General features: G+C 43.1%; 18 protein-coding genes. 10 read left to right on the top strand and 8 right to left on the bottom strand.

Annotated elements, in window-relative coordinates; translation table 11 throughout:
* Nucleotides 1-134: 134 nt before the first annotated feature.
* The 3 genes from pheA (at nt 135) to G3569_RS13050 (ending at nt 3,390) form a co-directional block, all read left to right on the top strand.
* Complete coding sequence (gene pheA / locus G3569_RS13060; RefSeq protein ID WP_165269857.1) at nt 135-1,286, top strand: prephenate dehydratase; 1,152 nt, start codon at nt 135-137, stop codon at nt 1,284-1,286.
* Between the two features lie 242 nt (nt 1,287-1,528).
* Nucleotides 1,529-2,443: a retron St85 family effector protein gene (locus G3569_RS13055; RefSeq protein ID WP_165269855.1), complete on the top strand. Its 915-nt coding sequence runs from the start codon at nt 1,529-1,531 to the stop codon at nt 2,441-2,443.
* Nucleotides 2,440-3,390, top strand: coding sequence for a retron St85 family RNA-directed DNA polymerase (locus tag G3569_RS13050; protein WP_165269853.1), 951 nt, complete (start codon nt 2,440-2,442; stop codon nt 3,388-3,390). The genes G3569_RS13055 and G3569_RS13050 overlap by 4 nt, the downstream gene beginning before the upstream one ends.
* A gap of 282 nt (nt 3,391-3,672) precedes the next feature.
* Here G3569_RS13050 and G3569_RS13045 read toward each other — a convergent pair whose 3' ends face one another.
* Entirely contained in the window at nt 3,673-4,134 is a 462-nt protein-coding gene (locus G3569_RS13045) for a hypothetical protein (RefSeq protein ID WP_165269851.1), read from the bottom strand.
* A gap of 73 nt (nt 4,135-4,207) precedes the next feature.
* Nucleotides 4,208-5,401 (bottom strand): exodeoxyribonuclease VII large subunit, encoded by a 1,194-nt coding sequence (gene xseA / locus G3569_RS13040; RefSeq protein ID WP_165269849.1) that lies wholly within the window; start codon nt 5,399-5,401, stop codon nt 4,208-4,210.
* Between the two features lie 179 nt (nt 5,402-5,580).
* Here xseA and G3569_RS13035 point away from each other — a divergent pair, with 179 nt between their 5' ends.
* The 3 genes from G3569_RS13035 to tsaB all read left to right on the top strand — a co-directional run bounded on the left by G3569_RS13035 (nt 5,581) and on the right by tsaB (nt 9,875).
* Nucleotides 5,581-6,876 carry a dihydroorotase gene (locus tag G3569_RS13035; RefSeq protein ID WP_165269847.1) on the top strand — a complete coding sequence of 432 codons (1,296 nt, stop codon included), beginning with the start codon at nt 5,581-5,583 and terminating at the stop codon, nt 6,874-6,876.
* Between the two features lie 326 nt (nt 6,877-7,202).
* Nucleotides 7,203-9,173 (top strand): DUF3857 domain-containing protein, encoded by a 1,971-nt coding sequence (locus G3569_RS13030; RefSeq protein WP_165269845.1) that lies wholly within the window; start codon nt 7,203-7,205, stop codon nt 9,171-9,173.
* A 42-nt stretch (nt 9,174-9,215) separates the two neighbouring features.
* Nucleotides 9,216-9,875 (top strand): tRNA (adenosine(37)-N6)-threonylcarbamoyltransferase complex dimerization subunit type 1 TsaB, encoded by a 660-nt coding sequence (gene tsaB / locus G3569_RS13025; RefSeq protein WP_205720203.1) that lies wholly within the window; start codon nt 9,216-9,218, stop codon nt 9,873-9,875.
* 172 nt (nt 9,876-10,047) lie between these two features.
* On the opposite strand, the gene G3569_RS13020 is transcribed toward tsaB, so the two are convergent.
* The 6 genes from G3569_RS13020 to G3569_RS12995 form a co-directional block, all read right to left on the bottom strand.
* Complete coding sequence (locus G3569_RS13020; RefSeq protein WP_205720202.1) at nt 10,048-11,247, bottom strand: low temperature requirement protein A; 1,200 nt, start codon at nt 11,245-11,247, stop codon at nt 10,048-10,050.
* Nucleotides 11,248-11,295: 48 nt separating this feature from the next.
* Complete coding sequence (locus tag G3569_RS13015) at nt 11,296-11,817, bottom strand: DsbA family protein (RefSeq protein ID WP_165269841.1); 522 nt, start codon at nt 11,815-11,817, stop codon at nt 11,296-11,298.
* 35 nt (nt 11,818-11,852) lie between these two features.
* Entirely contained in the window at nt 11,853-12,425 is a 573-nt protein-coding gene (locus G3569_RS13010) for an NADPH-dependent FMN reductase (RefSeq protein WP_165269839.1), read from the bottom strand.
* A gap of 11 nt (nt 12,426-12,436) precedes the next feature.
* A complete protein-coding gene (locus G3569_RS13005; RefSeq protein WP_165269837.1) occupies nt 12,437-13,111 on the bottom strand; it encodes an alpha/beta hydrolase in 675 nt (224 codons plus the stop codon).
* Between the two features lie 9 nt (nt 13,112-13,120).
* A complete protein-coding gene (locus tag G3569_RS13000; protein ID WP_165269835.1) occupies nt 13,121-14,053 on the bottom strand; it encodes a VOC family protein in 933 nt (310 codons plus the stop codon).
* A gap of 93 nt (nt 14,054-14,146) precedes the next feature.
* A complete protein-coding gene (locus tag G3569_RS12995) occupies nt 14,147-15,013 on the bottom strand; it encodes a pirin family protein (protein ID WP_165269833.1) in 867 nt (288 codons plus the stop codon).
* A 219-nt stretch (nt 15,014-15,232) separates the two neighbouring features.
* Between G3569_RS12995 and accD the strand changes: the two genes are divergently transcribed.
* From accD to dprA, 4 genes are all read left to right on the top strand, one after another.
* Nucleotides 15,233-16,084, top strand: a complete 852-nt coding sequence (gene accD / locus G3569_RS12990; protein ID WP_165269831.1) for an acetyl-CoA carboxylase, carboxyltransferase subunit beta — start codon at nt 15,233-15,235, stop codon at nt 16,082-16,084.
* Nucleotides 16,085-16,195: 111 nt separating this feature from the next.
* The gene (locus G3569_RS12985; protein WP_165269829.1) at nt 16,196-18,385 is read left to right on the top strand and encodes a S9 family peptidase; all 2,190 of its coding nucleotides are present in this window, start codon (nt 16,196-16,198) and stop codon (nt 18,383-18,385) included.
* 1 nt (nt 18,386) lies between these two features.
* A complete protein-coding gene (obgE, locus tag G3569_RS12980; protein WP_165269827.1) occupies nt 18,387-19,397 on the top strand; it encodes a GTPase ObgE in 1,011 nt (336 codons plus the stop codon).
* On the top strand, nt 19,372-20,514 hold the full coding sequence (dprA, locus tag G3569_RS12975; RefSeq protein WP_240894712.1) for a DNA-processing protein DprA: 1,143 nt from the start codon (nt 19,372-19,374) through the stop codon (nt 20,512-20,514). Before obgE ends, dprA begins: the two co-directional genes overlap by 26 nt.
* Nucleotides 20,515-20,712 lie beyond the last annotated feature (198 nt).

The following is a 20,712-nucleotide window of genomic DNA, read 5'->3' as shown; positions in this document are numbered from 1 at the left end:
AGAAATATCAAAAGCCGAGAGATGATCCCCGGTTAATTATAAAATAGCAATATTTATATTTTCTCTTTCATAAGAGACTGCAATCTAATATTCTTAACGGTTCACTTTATTCAACAATTATTATGGCATAGCCGATGGCTGACAAACTGGAATCGATACGAAAACTGCTCGACGAAACAGACAAAAAGATTATAGATGCACTGGCAAAGCGCCAGGAGCTGGTACGTGAAGTGTCATCTTTTAAGTTAGATGAAGAACGTAATATCCGCGATACGAAACGCGAAGAACAGCTGCTGAGTAAAATTACTAAACTGGCTCGTGAAGCCGGTCTTGATCGCTATTTTGCCGAGGAGCTTTTTAAAGATATCATCCATCACTCCGTCCGGTTTCAAACCCATACGCTGGTCGATCATCAAAATGCCAAAAAGGATGATGAGATTGTGCAGGTGGCATACCAGGGGACCGATGGCGCCTTCAGTCACCAAGCGGCCTATCGTCATTTTGAAGAGCGATATACCGAGGTGCACTCCTATGGCTACAATACCTTTCAGCAGGCGGCAGAGGCGGTTAAAAATGAAGAGGTTGACTATGCCATTCTGCCCATAGAAAATACCACGGCCGGCTCCATTAATGATACCTATAACATCTTGGGAGAGGACGATCTGCATATTGTTGGGGAAGAAGCCTTGCGAATAGTCCACTGTTTGCTTGCCTTGGAAGATGTAGCGATTGAACGTATTCGTCGCATCATGTCGCACCCACAAGCCATTTCTCAGTGCAGTAATTACCTGGCAAAACTGCACGATTGTAAGATTGAGTCGTATATTGATACGGCGATGTCGGCCAAAAAAGTGTTGGAAGACGGTGATCTTTCACAAGCGGCCATAGCCGGAAGTTATGCCGCAGAAATTTATGGACTTGAGATTTTGAAGCGGGATATCGCTAATCAACCTGAAAATTTTACGCGCTTTGTGGTTGTGGGACGCAATCCCGTGGAGGTAGACCAACAGATACCCTGCAAAACGTCGCTGCTGATGGTTACTTCTCACGATAAAGGAGCGCTCATCAAATGCCTTAATGTAATTGATGATCACGATATTCGAATGACCAAGTTGGAATCTCGGCCCAAACCCAATGAGCCCTGGAAATACCAGTTTTATCTCGATATCGAGGGTAATATCGCTAATTCTGATACAAGAGTGGCAATGGAAGAGCTGGAACAGGAAGCCAGTTCACTGAAAGTGCTTGGATGTTATCCTGCGCAGGTTGGGAATGGAGATGAATGAGAAGGTTTTGAATGAGTGTTTGAAAATTCGTTAATTGAGTTTTGTTAATAAAAACTCCATGCTACTTTCTAGTTTTCACTCGATAATGTTAATTATCGGATAGGTTGGTGTAAGCTGACCTCGGATGCATTTTCTGAGTTTCCAAGCGAGGGGAATCCCTCTCGCTATCTCATTCGAAATACCGAGAGGGATTCCCCTCGCGGTATTCATGGTAGAAAGTAGCATGGATTACTTTTATAGATATGGTTTTTCAAGATTTAAGAATTACAAGAGGGGGAAGAGAGGCTTTACATGCATTTAAAAGTAGTCTTAAAAATTATACTAGTCATCTAACAAAAAACTCCGTTTTTATTTTTACTTGTGGTAAAAGACCTGATAATGGTAATACCAATCGTGAACGTTTAATGAAGTATGCTTCAGAACATTTAAAGGAGTTTAGGTTTTTTAAGGCTGAAAAAATATTCAAAGTGATAGGAGAAGAAGAGGGTAGAGATTGGTTGACAATAGAAAAACAGTTAGCGGATTATTCTGATTGTATAATTATAGTGTTAGGTAGTGAAAGTACTTTTTCAGAATTAGGTGCTTTTATGCTTGAAGATGGAATTGCGAAAAATGTTTTAGTAATTAATGATATAGAACATAAAAACTCAGATTCGTTTATTAATCTTGGACCTTTAAAAAAGTTGGATAAAAAATCTAATTTTAAACCTGTTATTTATACAAAGTACAAAAATTTTTCTAAGTGCTTTGGTGTGGTAGAAGAACGCATTCAGAGTTTGAAAAGAGAAAGAAATAAAAGAGTAGATCTAAAAAAATATAGTGCTTTTGAAGCGCTTCAGGCAAAGGATAGGTTACTATTTGTTTTAGATTTAATTGCAATACTTTCTCCTGTGAAGCAAAGGGAAGTATTAGAAATGTTAAAATTTATTTATGGAGAGGAGGAATCATATGATGATATATACACATCGATTCCATTACTGTTGGCTTTAGATTTGGTAAAGAAAGAAGAAGGTTATTTAATTAGAACCTTAAACGAGTCTAGGTTCTATTATTCTTTTATTGGTATAGATATAAATGTTATAAGGTCAGCAATTTTGAATAACTATTTTAAAAACTCGAGAGAAAGATTCGAGTTACTTAAAAGCCGGTTAAAATGAGTATTTTAAAGGGCTTACTATCAAAGTATACAAGTCTATCTATTGATAATATTTCAAATATTATAAAAAAAGCACCTGCATCTTATAAAACTTATCGTATAGAGAAAGCGAATGGAGGTTATCGAGAAATAAATCACCCTGCTAAAGAAACTAAAACGTTACAATATGCTTTGATGGAGATAATTTTTAAAAAAAATGATGTTCATCCCATCGCAATGGCTTATAAAAGAGGAGTTGAATCTCCTACTTTTGAAAATGCTAGATTGCATAAAGATTATGAGTATAGCCTTCGATTAGATTTCAAAAATTTTTTCCCATCTATAAAGCCTGATGATATCATTTCTATTGTCAAAGACTCTTCTAAATATGAGTTTGATGATACAGATTATTCAGATCTTAAAAGAATTTGTTTTCGAAAAAACCATATTAAAGGATATCAATATGGGTTGGCTGTAGGGGCGCCAACTTCTCCAATTATAAGTAATATTGTAATGTATGATTTTGATGAAGCAATGGAGAAAATATCTAAAGAGCTAGACAAATCTAGCACTGTAACTAGGTATGCTGATGATATTGTTTTTTCAACAAATGAAAAGGGAATATGTGCAAAGTTTTATTCTTCAGTTCGAGATCATTTGAATGACCAAGATTTGAGTCTTGAATTTAATGAAGAAAAGACTGCTTTTATGTCTCGTGGCACTAAAAAAGTTATAACGGGTCTAGTAATTTCAAATAAGGGCAATGTTTCAATTGGCTATGACAAAAAGGAAAAGGTTAAGAGGAAAGTTTACAAATACTCTAAAGGGGATTTGGAAGATAGCGATATTTTAAGCCTTAAAGGCTATTTAGCTTACATACAGGATGTTGACCCAGATTTTTTTGATAAGCTAAATATAAAATACGGTGCTGATATACTTGATGATATTATGAGTTTTGAGAATGAATAAAAGTTTAAATCCTGCCCAGGTTGGGAATGGAGATGAATGAATGAGCAGTTTGCAGTTTACAGTGAACAGTTTGCAGTGGTCAGTTTACAGTAAACAGTGATCAGTGACTATGTAGTTGTGTGTCCTTAGTGCCTTAGTGGTTTGAAGTGTTAAGATGTTGAATGTTGAGGTGTTGAAGGTCAGGAGTGATTAGGTGATTGAGTGACTAAGTTACAAAGTAAAAAAGCAGGATTTTTCAATTCTTAATTTTAAATTTTTAATTCTTCATTCCCTTGCATCCTGTTAAAAAATAATCGTATCATCGCTTTTCCAATTTTGGTAGTACCGGATGAGGTTTGAGATAGAATAGAATAGCAAAAAGATAGCTACGAGATAAGCCACCGAATCGGGATTGGCAATGATAAGTGCCGCAATAATGAGAGTAAGTACGCCCATCAGGGCAAACTGAAATCCAAATAAAAGTATAAAGCCAAAGAAGGCTAAAAAGGTAGCTAAGGTGGCGGGAATAAGTTCCGGGAAAAAGAAAATGATAACCCCGCTTACAATAGGAATAGCTGCAACTGTAGGTGATACCTTGAACATCACAAAGAGTAAGCCCAGTCCCACGAGATAGGCTCCGGCGATCAGGTATAAAAAGTTGGGGTAGCCAAGGGTAAGAACTCCTGTTGCCAGTGCCAGCAGTGCATTTAACAGTTGGTGCTGTCTGCCTTTGTGTTCAATGTGAATACGGTATTGCTCAAGCATATCATCAGGATTAGATTATCGCTTAGCTTCATCAATAGTATGTATAAAAATATACTTTCGTCAAATACTATTTTTATTCTATTTCAGTTTTCCCATCCTTCCATTCGATCGTAGCGGGTTGCCCGGAGTCAAAGTTTTCCAGTGTTTGAATCCAGTTGCCATCTTGCCAGATGCGTGAGTATCCTTCTTCAAGGGCCGTATTTGGGTTTTTGAGTTCCAGGCGATGGCGCAGCTCCGATAGCTTTTCGTGTTTCTGCATAAAAAGAAGCTTTTTGCGATGTTGGATTCGTTCTCTCAGGCTGTTAACCCGCTCGTGTTTATTAGAAACCTTCTGTTTGACTACGCGCAGAGCATGCGACTGCATCAGTTGTTGTACCCGTTCTTTTTGGTCAGTGACACGGGTATCCATAATATCATGCAGCCGGGTGGAGAGATCATCGGCATACATGCGTACCTCATTGATGTCAGGGGTAGCAACAATGGCAGCCTGGGTTGGTGTGGCGGCGCGGGCGTCGGCAACAAAGTCGGAGATACTGAAATCAACCTCGTGCCCCACTGCACTAATAGTGGGTACCTTACAATCAAAAAGGGCACGGGCTACCGCTTCCTCATTAAATGGCCAGAGGTCTTCCAGTGAGCCGCCGCCTCTGCCAATAATAAGAAGATCCACATTTTGAGCATGAGAAAAGTGATTAATGGCTTTCACAAGTTCGGGGGCCGCGTTTACCCCCTGCACACTTGCATGGTGCAACAAGACCTCTGCTATAGGCCAGCGCCGGTCCAATGTGTCTCGAATATCATGAAAAGCAGCGCCGGTGGCCGAGGTAATTACTCCAATTTTAAAGGGAAATTTGGGCAGTGGCTTCTTGTGGGCGTTATCGAAAAGGCCTTCGTCTTTGAGCTTTTTCTTTAGCTTTTCAAAGGCCTCCTGAAGGGCGCCCTTACCGGCTTGTTCCAGAGAGCGAACGATCAGCTGGTATTTACCGTGGGGAGGATATACCTGGATGTCGCCCCCGGCAATAACATGTTGTCCATCTACCACTTCGGCATCAATTGAACGAGAAACTCCGCGCCAGATCACGCAAGAGAGTTGGGCATCTTCATCTTTTAGGGTAAAATAAGTGTGTCCGCTTCGGCTGGTAGAGGCATTGCTGACTTCCCCCTCGACCTTAACGTCCATAAAGTTTCCTTCGAGTACCGCTTTAATATCCTGGGTTAGTTCGGTGACAGAAAGCGTGGCAGATTCGAAAAGATCAGATTGTGGCATGTAAAGGCAGTGGACAGTTATAAGTTAACAGTTGTCAGTGGTAGCTAGTAACTATTTGGTAATTTGTTTAATCATTATCTGAAAAGATAATTAAAGCATTTTAGAGAATCGGAAAATCAGCTTCATCAGCGCTTTGGTTTTTGTATATTTAGCTTCATCAAAAATAACGGAAAGTTTTTATGAGTTACACACCCAATTTACTGCTAAAAAATGTAAAGCCGGTTGGCGGCGAATTTGACGGTTCGGATATTGTTGATATCCGTATAACAGGTGGAGAGATTGCTGAAATCGGCAATGATTTGAATCCACAAGAAAATGAACAAGAACATGATGCTGAAGGAGCATATCTCTCCGGCGGCTGGATGGATATGCACGTTCATCTTCGGGAGCCCGGTTATGAGCATAAAGAAACGATTGAAACCGGTTGTGCTGCCGCGGCTTTTGGTGGATTTACTGAAGTAGCTTGTATGCCCAACACCAATCCGGCTATTGATACACGGGATGTGGTGGAGTTTATTAAGAAAAAGGCAGAGGACCTGCCGGTTGAAGTTCATCCTATTGGGTGTGTTTCCAAAGAGCGGAAAGGGAAATCTATTGCCGAAATGGGCGATATGAAAGGGGGCGGTGCCGTTGCTTTTAGCGATGACGGAGATCCCGTTTATAATGCGCAGCTCATGCGTGTAGCGCTGGAATACTCATCTATGCTGGAGATGCCAATTATTAACCACGAAGAGAATCTAAAGCTTTCTCGTCCCGGCCATATGCACGAAGGAAAAGCATCGGCCCGGCTCGGTATCGATGGCACTCCCGGTATTGCCGAAGAGGTGATGATCGCCCGTGATATTTTATTGGCAGAATTTACCGGCGGTCATATTCATGTGGCACATATCAGCACGGCCAAAGCAGTTGATTTAGTGCGGCAGGCAAAGGCTGACGGTATCAATGTAACTACAGAAGTGTGTCCGCACCATTTTGACCTTACGGATGAAGAGATTGAGCGTCGCGATTTTGATACCAATGTGAAGATGCATCCCCCGTTGCGCAGCCAGGAAGATGTGGATGCTATGATTGAAGGATTGGCAGACGGTACTATTGATGCAATTTGTACCGACCATGCTCCCCATGCCATCCAAGAGAAAGAGGTAGAGTTTATTTATGCTCCCAATGGAATAATTGGCTTAGAAACGGCCTGGAGCGTGAGTGTACGCCAACTGTTGGATTCCGGCGTCCTTGAACTGGGCGAACTGCTTACCAAGGTAGTTGAGAAGCCCCGGGAGATTCTAAATCTCGAAATCCCTAAAATAGAAGAAGGAGCGAAAGCAAACCTGACGCTCTTTAACGTTGATGAGCAATGGACTTTTGATAAAGAGAAGGTGCACTCCAAATCTGCAAACTCCCCATACCTGGGGGATCAGATGAAGGGACGAGCGGAAGCAATTTATAATAAAGAACGGTTCGTCGTTAATGAGATATAAATGCGGCGAGCGGCTTGGGCTGTCATTAACTCACAAAAATAGCTGCATAATCTGACGCTCTTGTTTGCGTTCTATGTTCTAAGTATTGAAAAGGAAGTTTTGCAAAACCCGGCATGTCATCCCGACGGCTGTCGGGATCAGGATCTCGGTTTTAATGCTAATAACTGTATATGAGATGCTGAAACAAGTCCAGCATGACAAGGTGTGACTAGTTTTGCAAAGCTTCCTAAAAAAGAGTAGTTAGCTGCTCACTTCTTGAAGATCGATATTATTAGATTGAATGATGGAATCCCCATTTAGAGATTACTGAATTATAATCCCGGTTCATGTTAAAAGTATTGTATCGTTACACACTTATTATTGGTGTTAGTCTTTTCATGCTAACATCCGGTTTGTATGGACAATCATTTCAGGATGCAGATTTTGGGGTTATTCCCGATTCATTATATCAGCTAAGCCCCTCCGATGCTCCCTATGTGATTACAAATAAGGAGATGGATGTTTCTTTTAATGAAGAGGATGGGTCTATTGTTGCTATTCTCGATCATCATGTTCGACTCAAGGTATTTGATAAAACGGCGCGGGAGGCTTCGATCGTTTCTATCCCATATTATTATGATGATAATATGGAACAGATTTCGGATATCAGTGGTTGGACCCACTTGCCTTCAGGAAACCAGATTGCACTCCGCCAGTCCGATATTCGAACTGTAAATATCAACTCGCGATATAATATCAAAGAATTTACAATGCCGGCGGTTTCCAATGGCGCTATATTGGAATACCGCTACAAGATCAAAAGGCGATACATTGAAGAGCTGCCCGATTTTTTCCTTTCTCACCGCGTACCCACTGAGGCCGCTAAGCTGACCATAACCTATCCTAATTATCTGCGATATCAACAGCTGACTGAGAACTATAGTGGTTCCCTCCGTAATAATTTTGTGTATACCGATACCAGTTCGGTACCCAAAATATTCACCATACCGCAACCCAAACCTATCGTCACAGAACGTTGGATGGCCTATGATATTCCGGCTACTGAAAAAGAGCCCTATATAACTTCGTTGGATGATCACCGGGCAAAGCTCAAGTTTATGATGAGTGAGTTTGGAATACCACGACAGACGCTTGATATCGGCTGGGATGTGGTGGTGGCGAAGCTGCGCAAGAATACCAATCCATTGGCCGAGATTCGGAAAAATAGCTTTGCACATGCAAAAGGGGATTCTATTGCCAGTGCTCACCCAAATGCTGATTTGAAAGAGATACAGAATCATATATTTCGATATCTCAATAAGCGAATGAGCTTTTCAGGCGCGCATGCTCCCTACAGCAGCAAAAGGGGACGGGCAGTAATCGAGGGAGAGGTTGCCAACCAGGCTGCGATTAATCAAGCACTGGCAGCAATGTTGCGTGGGGCCGGTATCGACGCCAATCCGGTGCTGGTATCAACAAGAAAGTCGGGGACTATCAATAAGGGTTTCCCCTCTTTTTACCAGTTTAATGGGTTGATGGTACGTTCTCATATTGAAGGCAAGACGTATGTGATGGATGCCAGCTTTGCTCACAGTCAACCCGGGCTTATTCCTGTGGATATGTTTAACGATGAAGGGTTGGAGTTAAAGCCCCGTTCTTTTGAGTGGTTTAAGATTGAGCCCGCCCACAGTCACTTTGATCTCCAGGTAGATGTTGAAGCGAAACTTACTGCCGAGGGTACCCTGAAGGGGACCATTGTATCGCATCAGCAGGGATATCCAGCGCAACAGATACGTCAGCAGCGGACCGACGGCATGACCGATTCCGATATTGTAAGCCGCGCACTTTTTGACGGTTATGCAGATATTAGGTTGGATAGTGTAGAGATACAAAATTTGAATCGATATAAGAGTCCAGTAAAAATAACGGCCCATTTTGAGATCGAAGATTATGCAACAAGCTTTTCAAATGGCTTAGAGTATCGCCCTATGGTAGTGGGATATCGAATGAATAATCCCTTTGGCGATGCCAGTCGTGATCTGCCGGTAACATTAGATGCACCCGAACAGCTGGATGTTTCCTACTCCATTGCACTGCCATCCGGGTTTTCTGTGGATGATCGAAGTCAGGATCAATCCTTGAAAATGGATGGGGGGCAATTTAGAGAACGTTATAACCTGGAGCCCGGCACGCTAAATTATAACTACCAGATTAAGATAGGTCGAAAGAATTTTTCACCGCAGCTGTTTCCTCAATTGTATAACTTATACGAGAGATGGGTACAGCTTAGTAATAGTAAATGGCTTATTAAACGATAACTTTTATACCTTTTAATTTTTAATCAGCTCAGGTGGTAACCCATGTTATTGGCTATTGAAACAGCAACGAATGTATGTTCTGTTGCTTTTTGCGATGACGACAGATCTATCTACGAACAACGAATAGAAGAGCGTGGAACGCACTCTGAAACACTTTTCCAGTTTATTGATAAGCTGAAGCAAGAGCATGACTTTACCATCACTGATCTTGAAGCAGTATTGATAAGCCAGGGACCGGGCTCGTATACAGGACTTCGAATAGGGGCTAGTGCTGTAAAAGGCCTGCTATTTCAAACCGAAGTGCCTTTGTATGGCGTTAATACATTGGCTTCATTTGCAATGCGGGCCGTCCAACAAAATCCCAATGCAAAGAAAATACACAGCGTTATTGATGCCCGGCGCGTGCATCTGTATCATCAACAGTTTGATTATAAAGATGAGCTGCTGACTACGAATGATGAAGTCGAGGTTATTCCCATTGAAGCGGTTGAAAATATGGTTCGCAAAGATGATATAATTATTGGAACCGGTTTGGAACGTATTGATAAGCAGGTAAAAGAGAAGGCTTCTAACTACGGGCCGGAGGAACTCACCGCAGAATCGTTAATTTTGCTCTACCAGTCTAAATTTGAGGATTTCTTCGAAGAGGTGAATCCGGCATCCTTTGATCCCAAGTACTATACATCCAATCAAGTGGGATAAAAAAAAGCTTTGCAAAACGAACTCCTATAATGTCATTCTGAACTTGTTTCAGAATCTCATATTCAGCTATTAACACTAAAATTGAGATCCTAAACTCAGTTCAGGATGATATGCCGGGTTTTGCAAAGCCCTATAAAAGGTAAGATCAAGATAAAATTGAACCTCCCCGAATTTATACGTCTGTCTGTATTGCTAGCTGCTGTTCTTCACGCCTACAGATCACCCCATTCATAATTACAGTAATAACAGTTATTAGTCCTGTTAAGAGAATAGGCCAGGGGCTGAAGCTTACCAGCAAAATGATGATTGCATTGCCTGTGAAAAGGGCGCCGTGGTACCATCCTATTTGATGAGGACGGAGATGGAATATCCACAAGGTTAATAAAAATAGGGCAGCGGGTACAGTTATGGTAGCTGCGGCCGCGGGATCACTGAGTGCAGTATGGGCGGTAACATGGTCTATATTAACCCCAATGCCGGCCCCCACTATGGCAGCTGCTGCAAAGATGAAATAGTGCCCGTATCCCCATCCAAAAGAAACAAGAGGTTTGGTACTAAGAAAGCGGTCTGCTGACCTTGAAAAATAGAGCCACCACATTGAGAAGATCGTTAATAATCCTCCTGCTATTATCAGTACCAATGCTTCAAAGCCGGCTCCTTGTTCATCGATAGCAATTTGAACCGCATTGGTTGCGGCTAGTACAGACTCGCCCAGAACAATAATGATTAATAAGCCGTATCGTTCTGCAATATGATCGGGGTGCCAGGTAGTTTTATTTGCAGATTCAGCCCACACGGGGATCACTAGTTCTATCAGTGCCATAGCGGCGAATCCCCATACCGGCCAATAGTTGAGTGCAAACATTGTCCCCCAGCCGATCATTGCTGCACTAATCCCAAAGGCATAGCGGTAGTTTGTTGTTTTTCGCTCCGGGTCATGGAGGGCGGCGCGAACCCACAGGCTAGCCAGTCCCATCCTCATGATGAGGTAGCCAATAAATATAATATTGAAGTTTTGGTCCGCAAATCCGCGTTGGACCCCCGCCGCTAGTACTAAGGCACCAATAATTTGAACGAAGGTAGCTAAGCGAAAGGGGATATCATCATTATCGTAGGCCGAGGCAAACCAGGTAAAGTTCATCCAGGCCCACCAGATGGCAAAGAAAACCATAGAGAAGCTGATAATTCCCGATATAATATGGGCTTCGGCCAGAGCGTGATGCAGCTGGACTGCGGCTTGTGCAATAGCTACAACGAAACAAAGATCAAAGAACAGCTCCAGGAAGGAGGCCTGTCGGTGTGACTCGTTGGGATCTCGGGGTGTCATTCTGTTGAAAAAGGAAGTAAAAAAAGACTTTTCCTGGTTACTCATATAAATAGTTTATGTAGTTGGTTGTGTTATGTGAGATAACTATGGAATTCACAGCAAAAGCTCAATTTCACTCTTCAAGCCTTTATAAGAGAGTGGCCCTTCATACCGGTTGCCGTTGATGAAAAATGTGGGGGTATCATCGACGCCATGATTCAGTCCCTCCTTGATTTCAGAAAATACGGCTTCTCGAAATGTCCGTTTTACCAGTTTCTGTTTGAGTTGCTCGGTGTTGATGCCTATCTGGTTGGCGAATTTAAGTATGGCTTCTCTGTTAAGGTTCCGATTATTTTCGAACATTAAATCATGCATCGGCCAGAACTGATCTTGGTTGGCAGCTGCAAGGGCAGCCTCGGCACATAGCTGTGCATGAGGGTGTTTCTCTCGCAGTGGAAAGTTGCGGAAGGCAAAGTAGAGCTGTCCTTCTTTTTTGCGAAGTAATAGCTGGGCAAAACGGTACCCCTTTCGGCTGTAGGGACATTCGTAATCCCCGTATTCAATGAGTTGTACGGGTGCGAAGGGATGCCCCTTGGCTCGGTCGTGTTGCCCAATTTTTAATGGCCTAGGATTCATCAAACTGAATATAGTTTCAATTTAAAGGAGTGTTTTCAGTTAAAGGTTCTTATCCATTCTTGTAGGGCGTTGAGATATTTTTTCAAGTACTTCCGGGTTGTTTCGTCGGTTAAGTTCCCGTAATCATCAAACTTTTGGTGTGCTCGGTAGACCAGTATCTCCGGTTGGGGCATGGTATAAGCATTAATTGCTTTAAGAGACTGGCTTAGCTGACTTTGTCCCCGAGCTGTTCCTGTTGTGCCGGGGGAAGCACCGAGGATACCAACCGGTTTTTTAGCCAAGGGGGCATCTCTGGAAGGGCGGGAAGCCCAATCAATGGCATTTTTTGTTACAGCCGGTACACCGTGATTATATTCGGGTGTTGCAATAAGTACCCCATCTGCTTTTTGAATGGCGGTTTGGAACTTTTCAACCTCTTCGGGATTTCCTTCAGCCTCAACATCAGCGTTGTATAATGGAATTCCACTAAGGCTAAAAATTTGGATTTCCATAGAGGTCGGAGCTAAATCTTTTGCCGATTGAATTAAAGATTTGTTGTAGGAGCCCTGCCTGAGGCTGCCTGCAAATGCCAATATTTGTACTGTTGCATTGGTATTAGAAGTAGCCATATAAAATCTGGTTAATTATGTATGATTTTGGATAGAAGGCCACGCACGATTTTAATTTCATCTTCAACCACTTTGTGACCGGTATCAGGATATAATTTTTTAGTTACATTTGCACCTTGCTGACGCAGGATTTTTGCCGACTGATGGATCCGGGCCATGGGCAAATGGTGGTCATTAGTGCCCACACCGATGAAAACAGGGGTGTCTTGTAGATCACCGGTATAATGAGTTGGATCAATCTTTTCACCAATGAGTCCGCCACTTAGGCCAATAATTCCGCCCATCCTTTGGGGATATCGTGCTGTGTATTCCAATGCCAGGCATGCCCCTTGCGAAAATCCCAATAAAACGATCTTTTCGTTGGGAATTCCTTCGTTATTCATCTGTTTTATGAGTTTACTAACTGCCTGTAATGCACTGGACAGCTGTGGCTGATTCTTTGTCAACGGATCAGTAAAAGGATGCGGATACCAAGTATGCGTATCGGCCTGTGGAGCCAGGTACCGTACATCCGGCTGGGCAAATTCATCACTTAGCGACAGAATGCTTTTAGCCGTAGCACCCCGACCGTGCAGCATAATCATTCCTGCTTTAGCACGTCCTGCAGGAGCACCGGCCTCTGCGATCGGCTGCCCCTGGTGAGGACCTGTAAAAGAGTTGTCAGTACTGGGTTTATTTCTGAGCATAGTACGGAGTTAAACAGTTATTGGAGGTAGTCGCTTTTCAATCATATCACGACGCGATTCCAGCCAGTCGGGTAAATACAAAGCCTGCCCCAAATCTTCTTCATCCTGTACCGCTTTGTAACCTGGGCCGTCGGTAGCAATCTCAAACAGTACTCCGCCTGGGGATTTAAAATATACAGAACGGAAAAAATGCCGATTAACAATTTCTGTTGGAGAGAGCCCTAGGTCGAGCACTTGCTGCCGCATTTGTTGTAACTTTTTCCGGTCGGTGGCACGAAATGCTACATGGTGAACGGTGCCTCGTCCACTTCTCCCGTCTTTGGGTTCTACCTGTTCAAGAATGACAGAATTGCCTATTTCGCTTCCGGTTTGGTAGAGTGTTGCATTTTCTTCGGTAGCTTTTTCTTCAAATCCAAAGACTGATTCCAGGATGTTGGCTGTCTCTTCGGTTTCTGTCAGACGCATCGTGGTGCCCCAAAATCCTCTGATTCCGTGTTCTTCGGGCACAGTACTGCCCGTCCACTTTTTTAGGTTATTAATCTCGGGATCAAAAACTAATTCCAGCTGCAATCGATCCGGATCTTGAAAACCCATTAGCTGTTTGCCAAACCGTTCAAAGGGACCATCAAAGTTGATGCCTTTTGCTCCAAACCGTTCAGCCCAATAGCCCATTGATTCAGAGGGAACGACGAAAGAAACAGTGGTAGCTTCGCCGCTGCCATGTTTGCCCAGTTTGGCCATCGGCCAGGGAAAAAATGTGATACTGGAGCCTGGTTTACCTGAACCGTTGGTATAGAACAGGTGGTAGTTAGAGGGATCGTCTTGATTTACGGTCTTTATCATCATGCGAAGCCCTAAAGCTTTTATATAAAAGTTAGCGTTACGCTGACCGTCACCGGAGATTATTGAGATGTGGTGAATTCCTCTGTCTGTATTTCTCATAACTGTTCAAAGTATAATTGAGTTCTTGCAGCTGTTGTATCCATTTGAGTTTTTGCCCCGGCTTTATCTGGGCCGGGGCAATGGGATTATTTTTCATTCCATTTCTCCGAATTTTCCACTGTTGAAGTCCCTTACCGCTTGGATGAGTTCTTCTCGCGTATTCATCACAAAAGGACCCTGGGCGGCAATGGGTTCCCCGATTGGTTCGCCGCTCATTACCAGTGCCACAGCGTCTTCAGTAGCATCCACAGTAAATTCTTCACCGCTGTTTTCAAAAAGGGCAAAGTGGTCAGTGGCTACGTTTCTCCCATTAACTTGAACCTCCCCCTCGAGTACCAGCAGGGCTGTATTATAGTTTTCCGGGAAGTCGAAGGCAGTTTTACCCTTTTTATTTAGATGCGCGTTATACAAATGAATGGGCGTGAACGTCGAAGCAGCCCCTTCTACATCCTTATAAGAACCGGCAATGACCTCAATTTCGCCTCCATTATCAGGTAAAGTGTACTTGTCAATATCTTCATTGTTGATACCTTGATATTTGGGATCGGTCGATTTGTACTTTGCAGGCAGGTTAACCCAAAGCTGAGCCATCTGGAAATCGCCGCCTTTTTTGCTGAACTCTTCCTCATGGTATTCCTTGTGTAGGATACCTGATCCTGCAGTCATCCATTGTACATCCCCTTCGCCTATCACGCCGCTGTTACCACTGCTATCATGATGGGCTACTTTGCCGTTGTAGGCAATAGTAACGGTTTCAAAACCTTTATGGGGATGAACGTCAACTCCCCTTGGTTTATCTGAGGGAGGGAAATGAAATTTTGGATTATAATCCAGCATAATAAAAGGATCCATGCGGTGCATGGGAATACTGCCGGATATAAAAGTATGTACTCGAAATCCGTCTCCTACATAATGTGGTGTACGGGGTGCTACAATTTGTTCAATCTGTTTGGTAGACATAATAACTAGTGTTTAATTATTCTTCACCAGTAAATTAACATTAAATAGTTTAATATCAAAGTAAATATGACAGCAGCTTGTTTTATAGGGCTACTTGTACCAATTTTATCGAAGAATCTATTTTATAGGAGGTAAATAATTGGATAAATAAAAGATTTTAGCTTCACCTTAGAATCGTTATTTTTGGGGTCCATTTACCAAAAATGAAATTGCTCTATTATGGCTTGGTTTAAGAGAAAAGACAAAAATATACAAACCGATCAGCGTAAGGATATGCCGGAAGGCGTTTGGGTGAAAGTACCCAAAACCGGGGAAACTATTCACCGTCGAGAACTGGAGGATAACCTTTGGGTAGACCCGTTGAGCGGTTACCACTTTCGTATTGGAAGTGAAGAATATTTTTCTTTCCTGTTTGATGATGGGGAATTTGAAGAGATTGGGCAGGAGATTCAGCCTACTGATCCCCTGGATTTTGAAGATCGCAAGAAATACAGTGATCGCCTGGAGCAATACCAGGAAAAGACGGGACAGTCTGATGCTGTTCGCGTTGGTATTGGCAAAATGAACGACCTGGATGTGGTTATCACCTGTATGGACTTCAGTTTTATTGGCGGTAGCATGGGCTCTGTGGTTGGTGAACGCATTGGTATGGCCATTGATCACGCCCGTGAAAATGAGATGCCGCTGATTATTATTTCTCAGTCGGGCGGGGCGCGCATGATGGAAAGTGTATTGAGCCTGATGCAGATGGCGAAGACCTCGGCTAAATTAGCTCAACTTGAGGAAGAAGGTGTTCCTTATATTTCATTGATGACCAATCCAACAACCGGTGGAGTTACAGCCAGCTTTGCAATGCTCGGCGATTTCAATATTGCCGAACCCGAAGCCCTTATCGGCTTTGCTGGTCCCCGGGTGATTCGTCAGACTATAGGTCGTGATCTGCCGGAAGGCTTTCAGCGATCAGAATATTTGCTTGATCATGGATTCCTGGACTTTATTACCCCACGTAACAAAATTAAGGGCAAGCTTACCCAACTATTAAAGATACTACTCCACAAGTACGAGCAATAGTTAACTTCAGCTTTTTTAAAAAAAATTGAGAGTGGCCGGTCTTATACCGGTGCCCCGTACCGGATGGACAGTACTTGCTATAGTTAGTTAAACAATAAAATTATTGCAGAGATGAAAAAGCTATTAATTCTATTAGTTGTATTTGGATGGTTTCTACATCCGGTACAGGCGCAAGAAAAGAAAGAGATCACGTTCAAAGATGTAGCCAGTGGTACGTTCTCGCCATCAGGTATTCAGCAGGTAAACTGGATGAAAGACGGACAGTATTATACTACTGTTGAGCGTACGGAAAATGATATCGAGCTTCGTAAATACAATATCCTTACAGGAGATTACGAAGTGCTCGTTGCTACTTCTAGTCTGCGTGTGGAAGGTCGTGAGAAGCCTGTTCTTATTCAGGGCTACCAGTTTTCTGCTGATGAGAGCAAGATCCTTATAAAAACAGACGTAGAGCGTATTTGGCGACGTAGCACCCGTGAACACTATTTTATTTATGATTTAAAAACAGGAAAAATACAGAAGCTCACGAAGTCAGATAAAAAGCAGCAATATGCCAAGCTTTCGCCTTCGGGCGAAAAGGCGGCTTTTGTCCGGGATAATAATTTATACCTGGTAAACCTTGAAACCGGCGAAGAGAAAGCGATCACTACTGATGGCAAGTTCAATCATATTATCAATGGTGCTACCGATTGGGTATACGAAGAAGAGTTTGGTATTGCACGGGCATGGTATTGGTCGCCTGATGGAGAAAAAATTGCGTTCTATCGTTTTGACGAAAGCCGGGTAAAAGAATTTTTTATGACTGACTGGGGGGAGTTGTATCCCGGACTGACGCGGTTCAAGTATCCCAAAGCAGGTGAAAAGAACTCCATCGTTAAAATTGGGGTTTATGATCTGCAACAAGATCAAACCACATGGATGGATATCGGGTCTGAAAATGATCAGTACATTCCGCGGATTAATTGGACCAAAAATTCCAATGTGTTAGCGATTCGTCGTATGAACAGGTTACAAAACAAGCAGGACCTGATGCTGGCTGATGTGAATACCGGTGAAACGGAAATCATTAAAACCGAAACCAGAGATGCCTGGATTGATGTTAATGATAACCTGAAGTTCTTGCAAAATGGTGATCAGTTCATCTATACCAGTGAAGAGTCTGGGTATAATCACATTTATCTGTACGATATGTCCGGTGAGCTTATTCGTCAGATCACCAAAGGAGATTGGGAAGTAACGAACTACCTTGGCTATAATGAGGATTCCGGCAAGGTCTATTATGTGAGTACCGAAGCCTCACCACTGCAGCGTCATCTTTATAGCATCAATATTGATGGCAGTGGCAAAGTAAAGCTAAGTGATGGCGAGGGTTGGAATGGGATCAATATGAGTCGTGATTATAAATATTATATCGAGACCTATTCGGCCCCGCAATCACCTCCACAGTATACCTTGCACAAGGGGAATGGCGAAAAGGTTCGGGTATTGGAGGGCAATACAGCGTTGAAGGATACGCTTTCTAAATATGCGATGCCATCTAAAGAATATATTGAAATTCCTCTTGAGCAGGCTACGTTAAATGGGTATATCATGAAGCCCCATGACTTTGATCCTGAACAGAAGTATCCGGTACTGTTTTATGTATATGGCGGACCGGGCAGCCAGACGGTCTCTAAACGGTATGGGGGGCGCCAACGTCCAACTTGGCATCGATACTTGACAGAGCAAGGATATATCGTTGTAAGCGTTGATAACCGTGGTACGGGAGGTCGCGGACGTGATTTTGAGAAACAGCTGTATAAAAAGCTTGGGCAGTACGAAGTGCAGGACCAGATTAATGCGGCCAAGTATCTGATTGAGCAGTATGATTTTATTGATACCAGTCGTATTGGTATCTGGGGATGGAGTTATGGCGGATATATGTCGAGCTTGGTTCTCGCCCAAGGTAACGATATCTTTAGTACAGCCATTGCTGTAGCACCGGTGACAAACTGGAAGTATTATGATACCATTTATACCGAGCGATTTATGCAGACTCCTCAAATGAATCCCGAAGGATATAAAAATGGTTCGCCCTTAACCTATGCCGGACAGATAGAAGGTAATTACCTGTTGGTACATGGAACGGGCGATGATAATGTACATTTCCAGAATGCTGTTGAAATGGTTGATAAACTGGTGGCTGAGGATGTACAATTTGAAACGATGTATTATCCGAATAGAAGTCACGGCATATATGGTGGAAATACACGCAACCATCTATTTAAATTACTTAACAACTTTATTTTAGAGAATCTCTAGTATGGGACGAGTTCAGTTTGCCGATTACGCAAAAATTTATGTTACCGGCGGAAACGGCGGACCAGGATCAGTACATTTTCGCAGAGAAAAGTATGTACCCCGCGGTGGTCCCGATGGAGGTGACGGCGGCGATGGTGGTGATGTAATCCTGAGGGGAAATGAACAACTTAATACGCTGTTAGATCTGCGTTATCGTAAGTATGTGAATGCCAAAGATGGAGCTCGCGGCGGTCCCAGTAAAAAGAAGGGGAAGTCCGGTGATGACGAAATATTGGAAGCTCCATTGGGTTGTGTGATCTATGATGCCGATACCAAAGAGCGCCTCGGAGAGATTACCGAGCATGACCAAGAAATTGTTGTAGCCGAAGGCGGAAAAGGGGGACTTGGAAACTGGCACTTTAGAACGTCTACCAACCAGACCCCGCGCCACGCACAGGATGGTAAAGAAGGAGAAGAACGGGCGATAGAGATTGAGCTTAAGCTTATTGCTGATGTGGGATTAGTAGGATTCCCCAATGCCGGCAAAAGTACGTTACTATCAGCGATGTCGGGGGCGAAGCCGAAGATAGATTCCTATCCTTTTACAACGCTTTCTCCGAACCTTGGTGTTGTAACTATGCCCGATTACCGTACTTTTGTAATGGCAGATATACCTGGCATTATTGAGGAGGCACACGATGGACGTGGGCTGGGAATTCAGTTTTTGCGCCATATTGAACGTAATAATGTGCTCCTGTTTATGGTAAGTTCGCAGCAGGATATTGAGTACGAATACGAGGCATTGCTTGATGAAGTGCGTCAATATCGTGCAGACTTGCTTGATAAGCCAAGGGTGTTGGCGATTACGAAAATGGATCTTCAAGAGAATTATGAGCTCGATGAAGAAAAAAAAGTTGACTTAGACATCCCAGTAGTTGAAATTTCGTCTGCAACCAACTACCATATAGATGAGCTTAAAGAAGTCATCTGGGAGAAATTACAAGACATTGAATCCACGAGAGAAGACGTATGAACCACCCGTTAGAGAGTTTGTAGCCCTACATCTAATGGATAATCTGGGTGCCCAACGCATCCGGTTGTTGTTGCAGTCTGTCGAACATCCACAGCTTATTTTTCGGCTGGAACGCCATGAATTAGAGTCCATTCGAGGGATTGGTCCCGTAACCGCTGACGAGGTGGTTACCTTTAACCGCTGGGATGAGGTGGATGATATCCTTCAAAAAACTGAAAATACTGGCGCGGAAATCATGACCTATTGGGATGATGATTACCCGCCACTTCTCCGGGAGATTTACGATCCCCCGCTCCTGCTTTGGATTAAAGGAGACAGAAAAGTATTACAAACCGACAGCCTCGCTGTGGTGGGAACCCGAAAGGCCGGAGAATATGCCGTTAATATGGCTGAAAAGTTTACCAAGAAGCTGGTAGAGCATAATTTAACCATTGTCAGTGGATTGGCGTACGGCATTGACGGAGCAGCTCATCGGGCAACGATTTCTGCAGGAGGAAAGACGATAGCAGTGTTGGGCTCGGGTATTGATTGGATCTATCCAAGCGATCACAAGGGATTGGCTTCTGAAATTGTAAAAACCGGCGGAGCTATTATTTCAGAGTTTCCCCTGGGAACGGCCCCGGAGATGGGTAATTTTCCGGTTCGCAATCGTATTGTCAGCGGAATGACACACGGAACGCTGGTTGTGGCTTCGGGCATAGAAGGGGGTAGTATGATAACTGCCAAGTCGGCGATTGACCAAAACAGAGAAGTATTTGTGATTCCTCACCCCGTAGGGCACCCTAATGCTATTGGTTGTAATAGCCTAATCAAAAGAGGAATGGGCAAGCTGGTTCAGAATGTAGAGGATATATTAACAGAGATTAAGGTGCATATTACGATCGATACTAGGCCGGACGATCAGGAACAACCTGAGCCGGAAATGAAGTGGACTTCACAGGAATTGGATGAGTTTTCTATTGAAATATGTAAAACACTGGAAGAGGATTCGCTGCATATCGATAAGTTGGCAGAACAGTTGGGAAAACCCACTCACCAATTGATGCCTAAATTGTTAGAACTTGAAATGCTTGGCTGTATCCGCCAAACGGCCGGTAAAAATTTTGAGTTACTTTAAGGATAGATTTTTTGTGGAGGGAGTCGAAGAATCATTTCTATTACGGGAGTTGAACTCCCTTGGAGTTCAACTGGCAGTGGAGTGGTGTTGTTTTTGTAACTTTATAGGACAAAGCCAATCGTAATCTTCTCCTGGGTAACAGGCAGATTTGCAAAACCCGGTGTGTCATGCTGAATACTATGACTTTTTCAAGCTTTT

The organism is Fodinibius halophilus, assembly GCF_011059105.1.
Lineage (GTDB): Bacteria > Bacteroidota > Rhodothermia > Balneolales > Balneolaceae > Fodinibius > Fodinibius halophilus.
Note: the sequence above shows the minus strand (reverse complement) of the source record. Positions and strands in the feature narration are given on the sequence as shown.

Bases quoted from the DNA above. Each gene is read 5' to 3' on its own strand.
- G3569_RS13050 (WP_165269853.1), top strand. From the start codon at position 2,440: ATGAGTATTTTAAAGGGCTTACTATCAAAGTATACAAGTCTATCTATT.
- pheA (WP_165269857.1), top strand. From the start codon at position 135: ATGGCTGACAAACTGGAATCGATACGAAAACTGCTCGACGAAACAGAC.
- accD (WP_165269831.1), top strand. From the start codon at position 15,233: ATGGCTTGGTTTAAGAGAAAAGACAAAAATATACAAACCGATCAGCGT.
- G3569_RS13000 (WP_165269835.1), bottom strand. From the start codon at position 14,053: ATGAGAAATACAGACAGAGGAATTCACCACATCTCAATAATCTCCGGT.
- G3569_RS12985 (WP_165269829.1), top strand. From the start codon at position 16,196: ATGAAAAAGCTATTAATTCTATTAGTTGTATTTGGATGGTTTCTACAT.
- G3569_RS13030 (WP_165269845.1), top strand. From the start codon at position 7,203: ATGTTAAAAGTATTGTATCGTTACACACTTATTATTGGTGTTAGTCTT.
- G3569_RS13010 (WP_165269839.1), bottom strand. From the start codon at position 12,425: ATGGCTACTTCTAATACCAATGCAACAGTACAAATATTGGCATTTGCA.
- xseA (WP_165269849.1), bottom strand. From the start codon at position 5,401: ATGCCACAATCTGATCTTTTCGAATCTGCCACGCTTTCTGTCACCGAA.
- obgE (WP_165269827.1), top strand. From the start codon at position 18,387: ATGGGACGAGTTCAGTTTGCCGATTACGCAAAAATTTATGTTACCGGC.
- G3569_RS12995 (WP_165269833.1), bottom strand. From the start codon at position 15,013: ATGTCTACCAAACAGATTGAACAAATTGTAGCACCCCGTACACCACAT.
- G3569_RS13020 (WP_205720202.1), bottom strand. From the start codon at position 11,247: ATGAGTAACCAGGAAAAGTCTTTTTTTACTTCCTTTTTCAACAGAATG.
- tsaB (WP_205720203.1), top strand. From the start codon at position 9,216: ATGTTATTGGCTATTGAAACAGCAACGAATGTATGTTCTGTTGCTTTT.
- G3569_RS13015 (WP_165269841.1), bottom strand. From the start codon at position 11,817: ATGAATCCTAGGCCATTAAAAATTGGGCAACACGACCGAGCCAAGGGG.
- G3569_RS13045 (WP_165269851.1), bottom strand. From the start codon at position 4,134: ATGCTTGAGCAATACCGTATTCACATTGAACACAAAGGCAGACAGCAC.
- G3569_RS13005 (WP_165269837.1), bottom strand. From the start codon at position 13,111: ATGCTCAGAAATAAACCCAGTACTGACAACTCTTTTACAGGTCCTCAC.
- G3569_RS13055 (WP_165269855.1), top strand. From the start codon at position 1,529: ATGGTTTTTCAAGATTTAAGAATTACAAGAGGGGGAAGAGAGGCTTTA.
- G3569_RS13035 (WP_165269847.1), top strand. From the start codon at position 5,581: ATGAGTTACACACCCAATTTACTGCTAAAAAATGTAAAGCCGGTTGGC.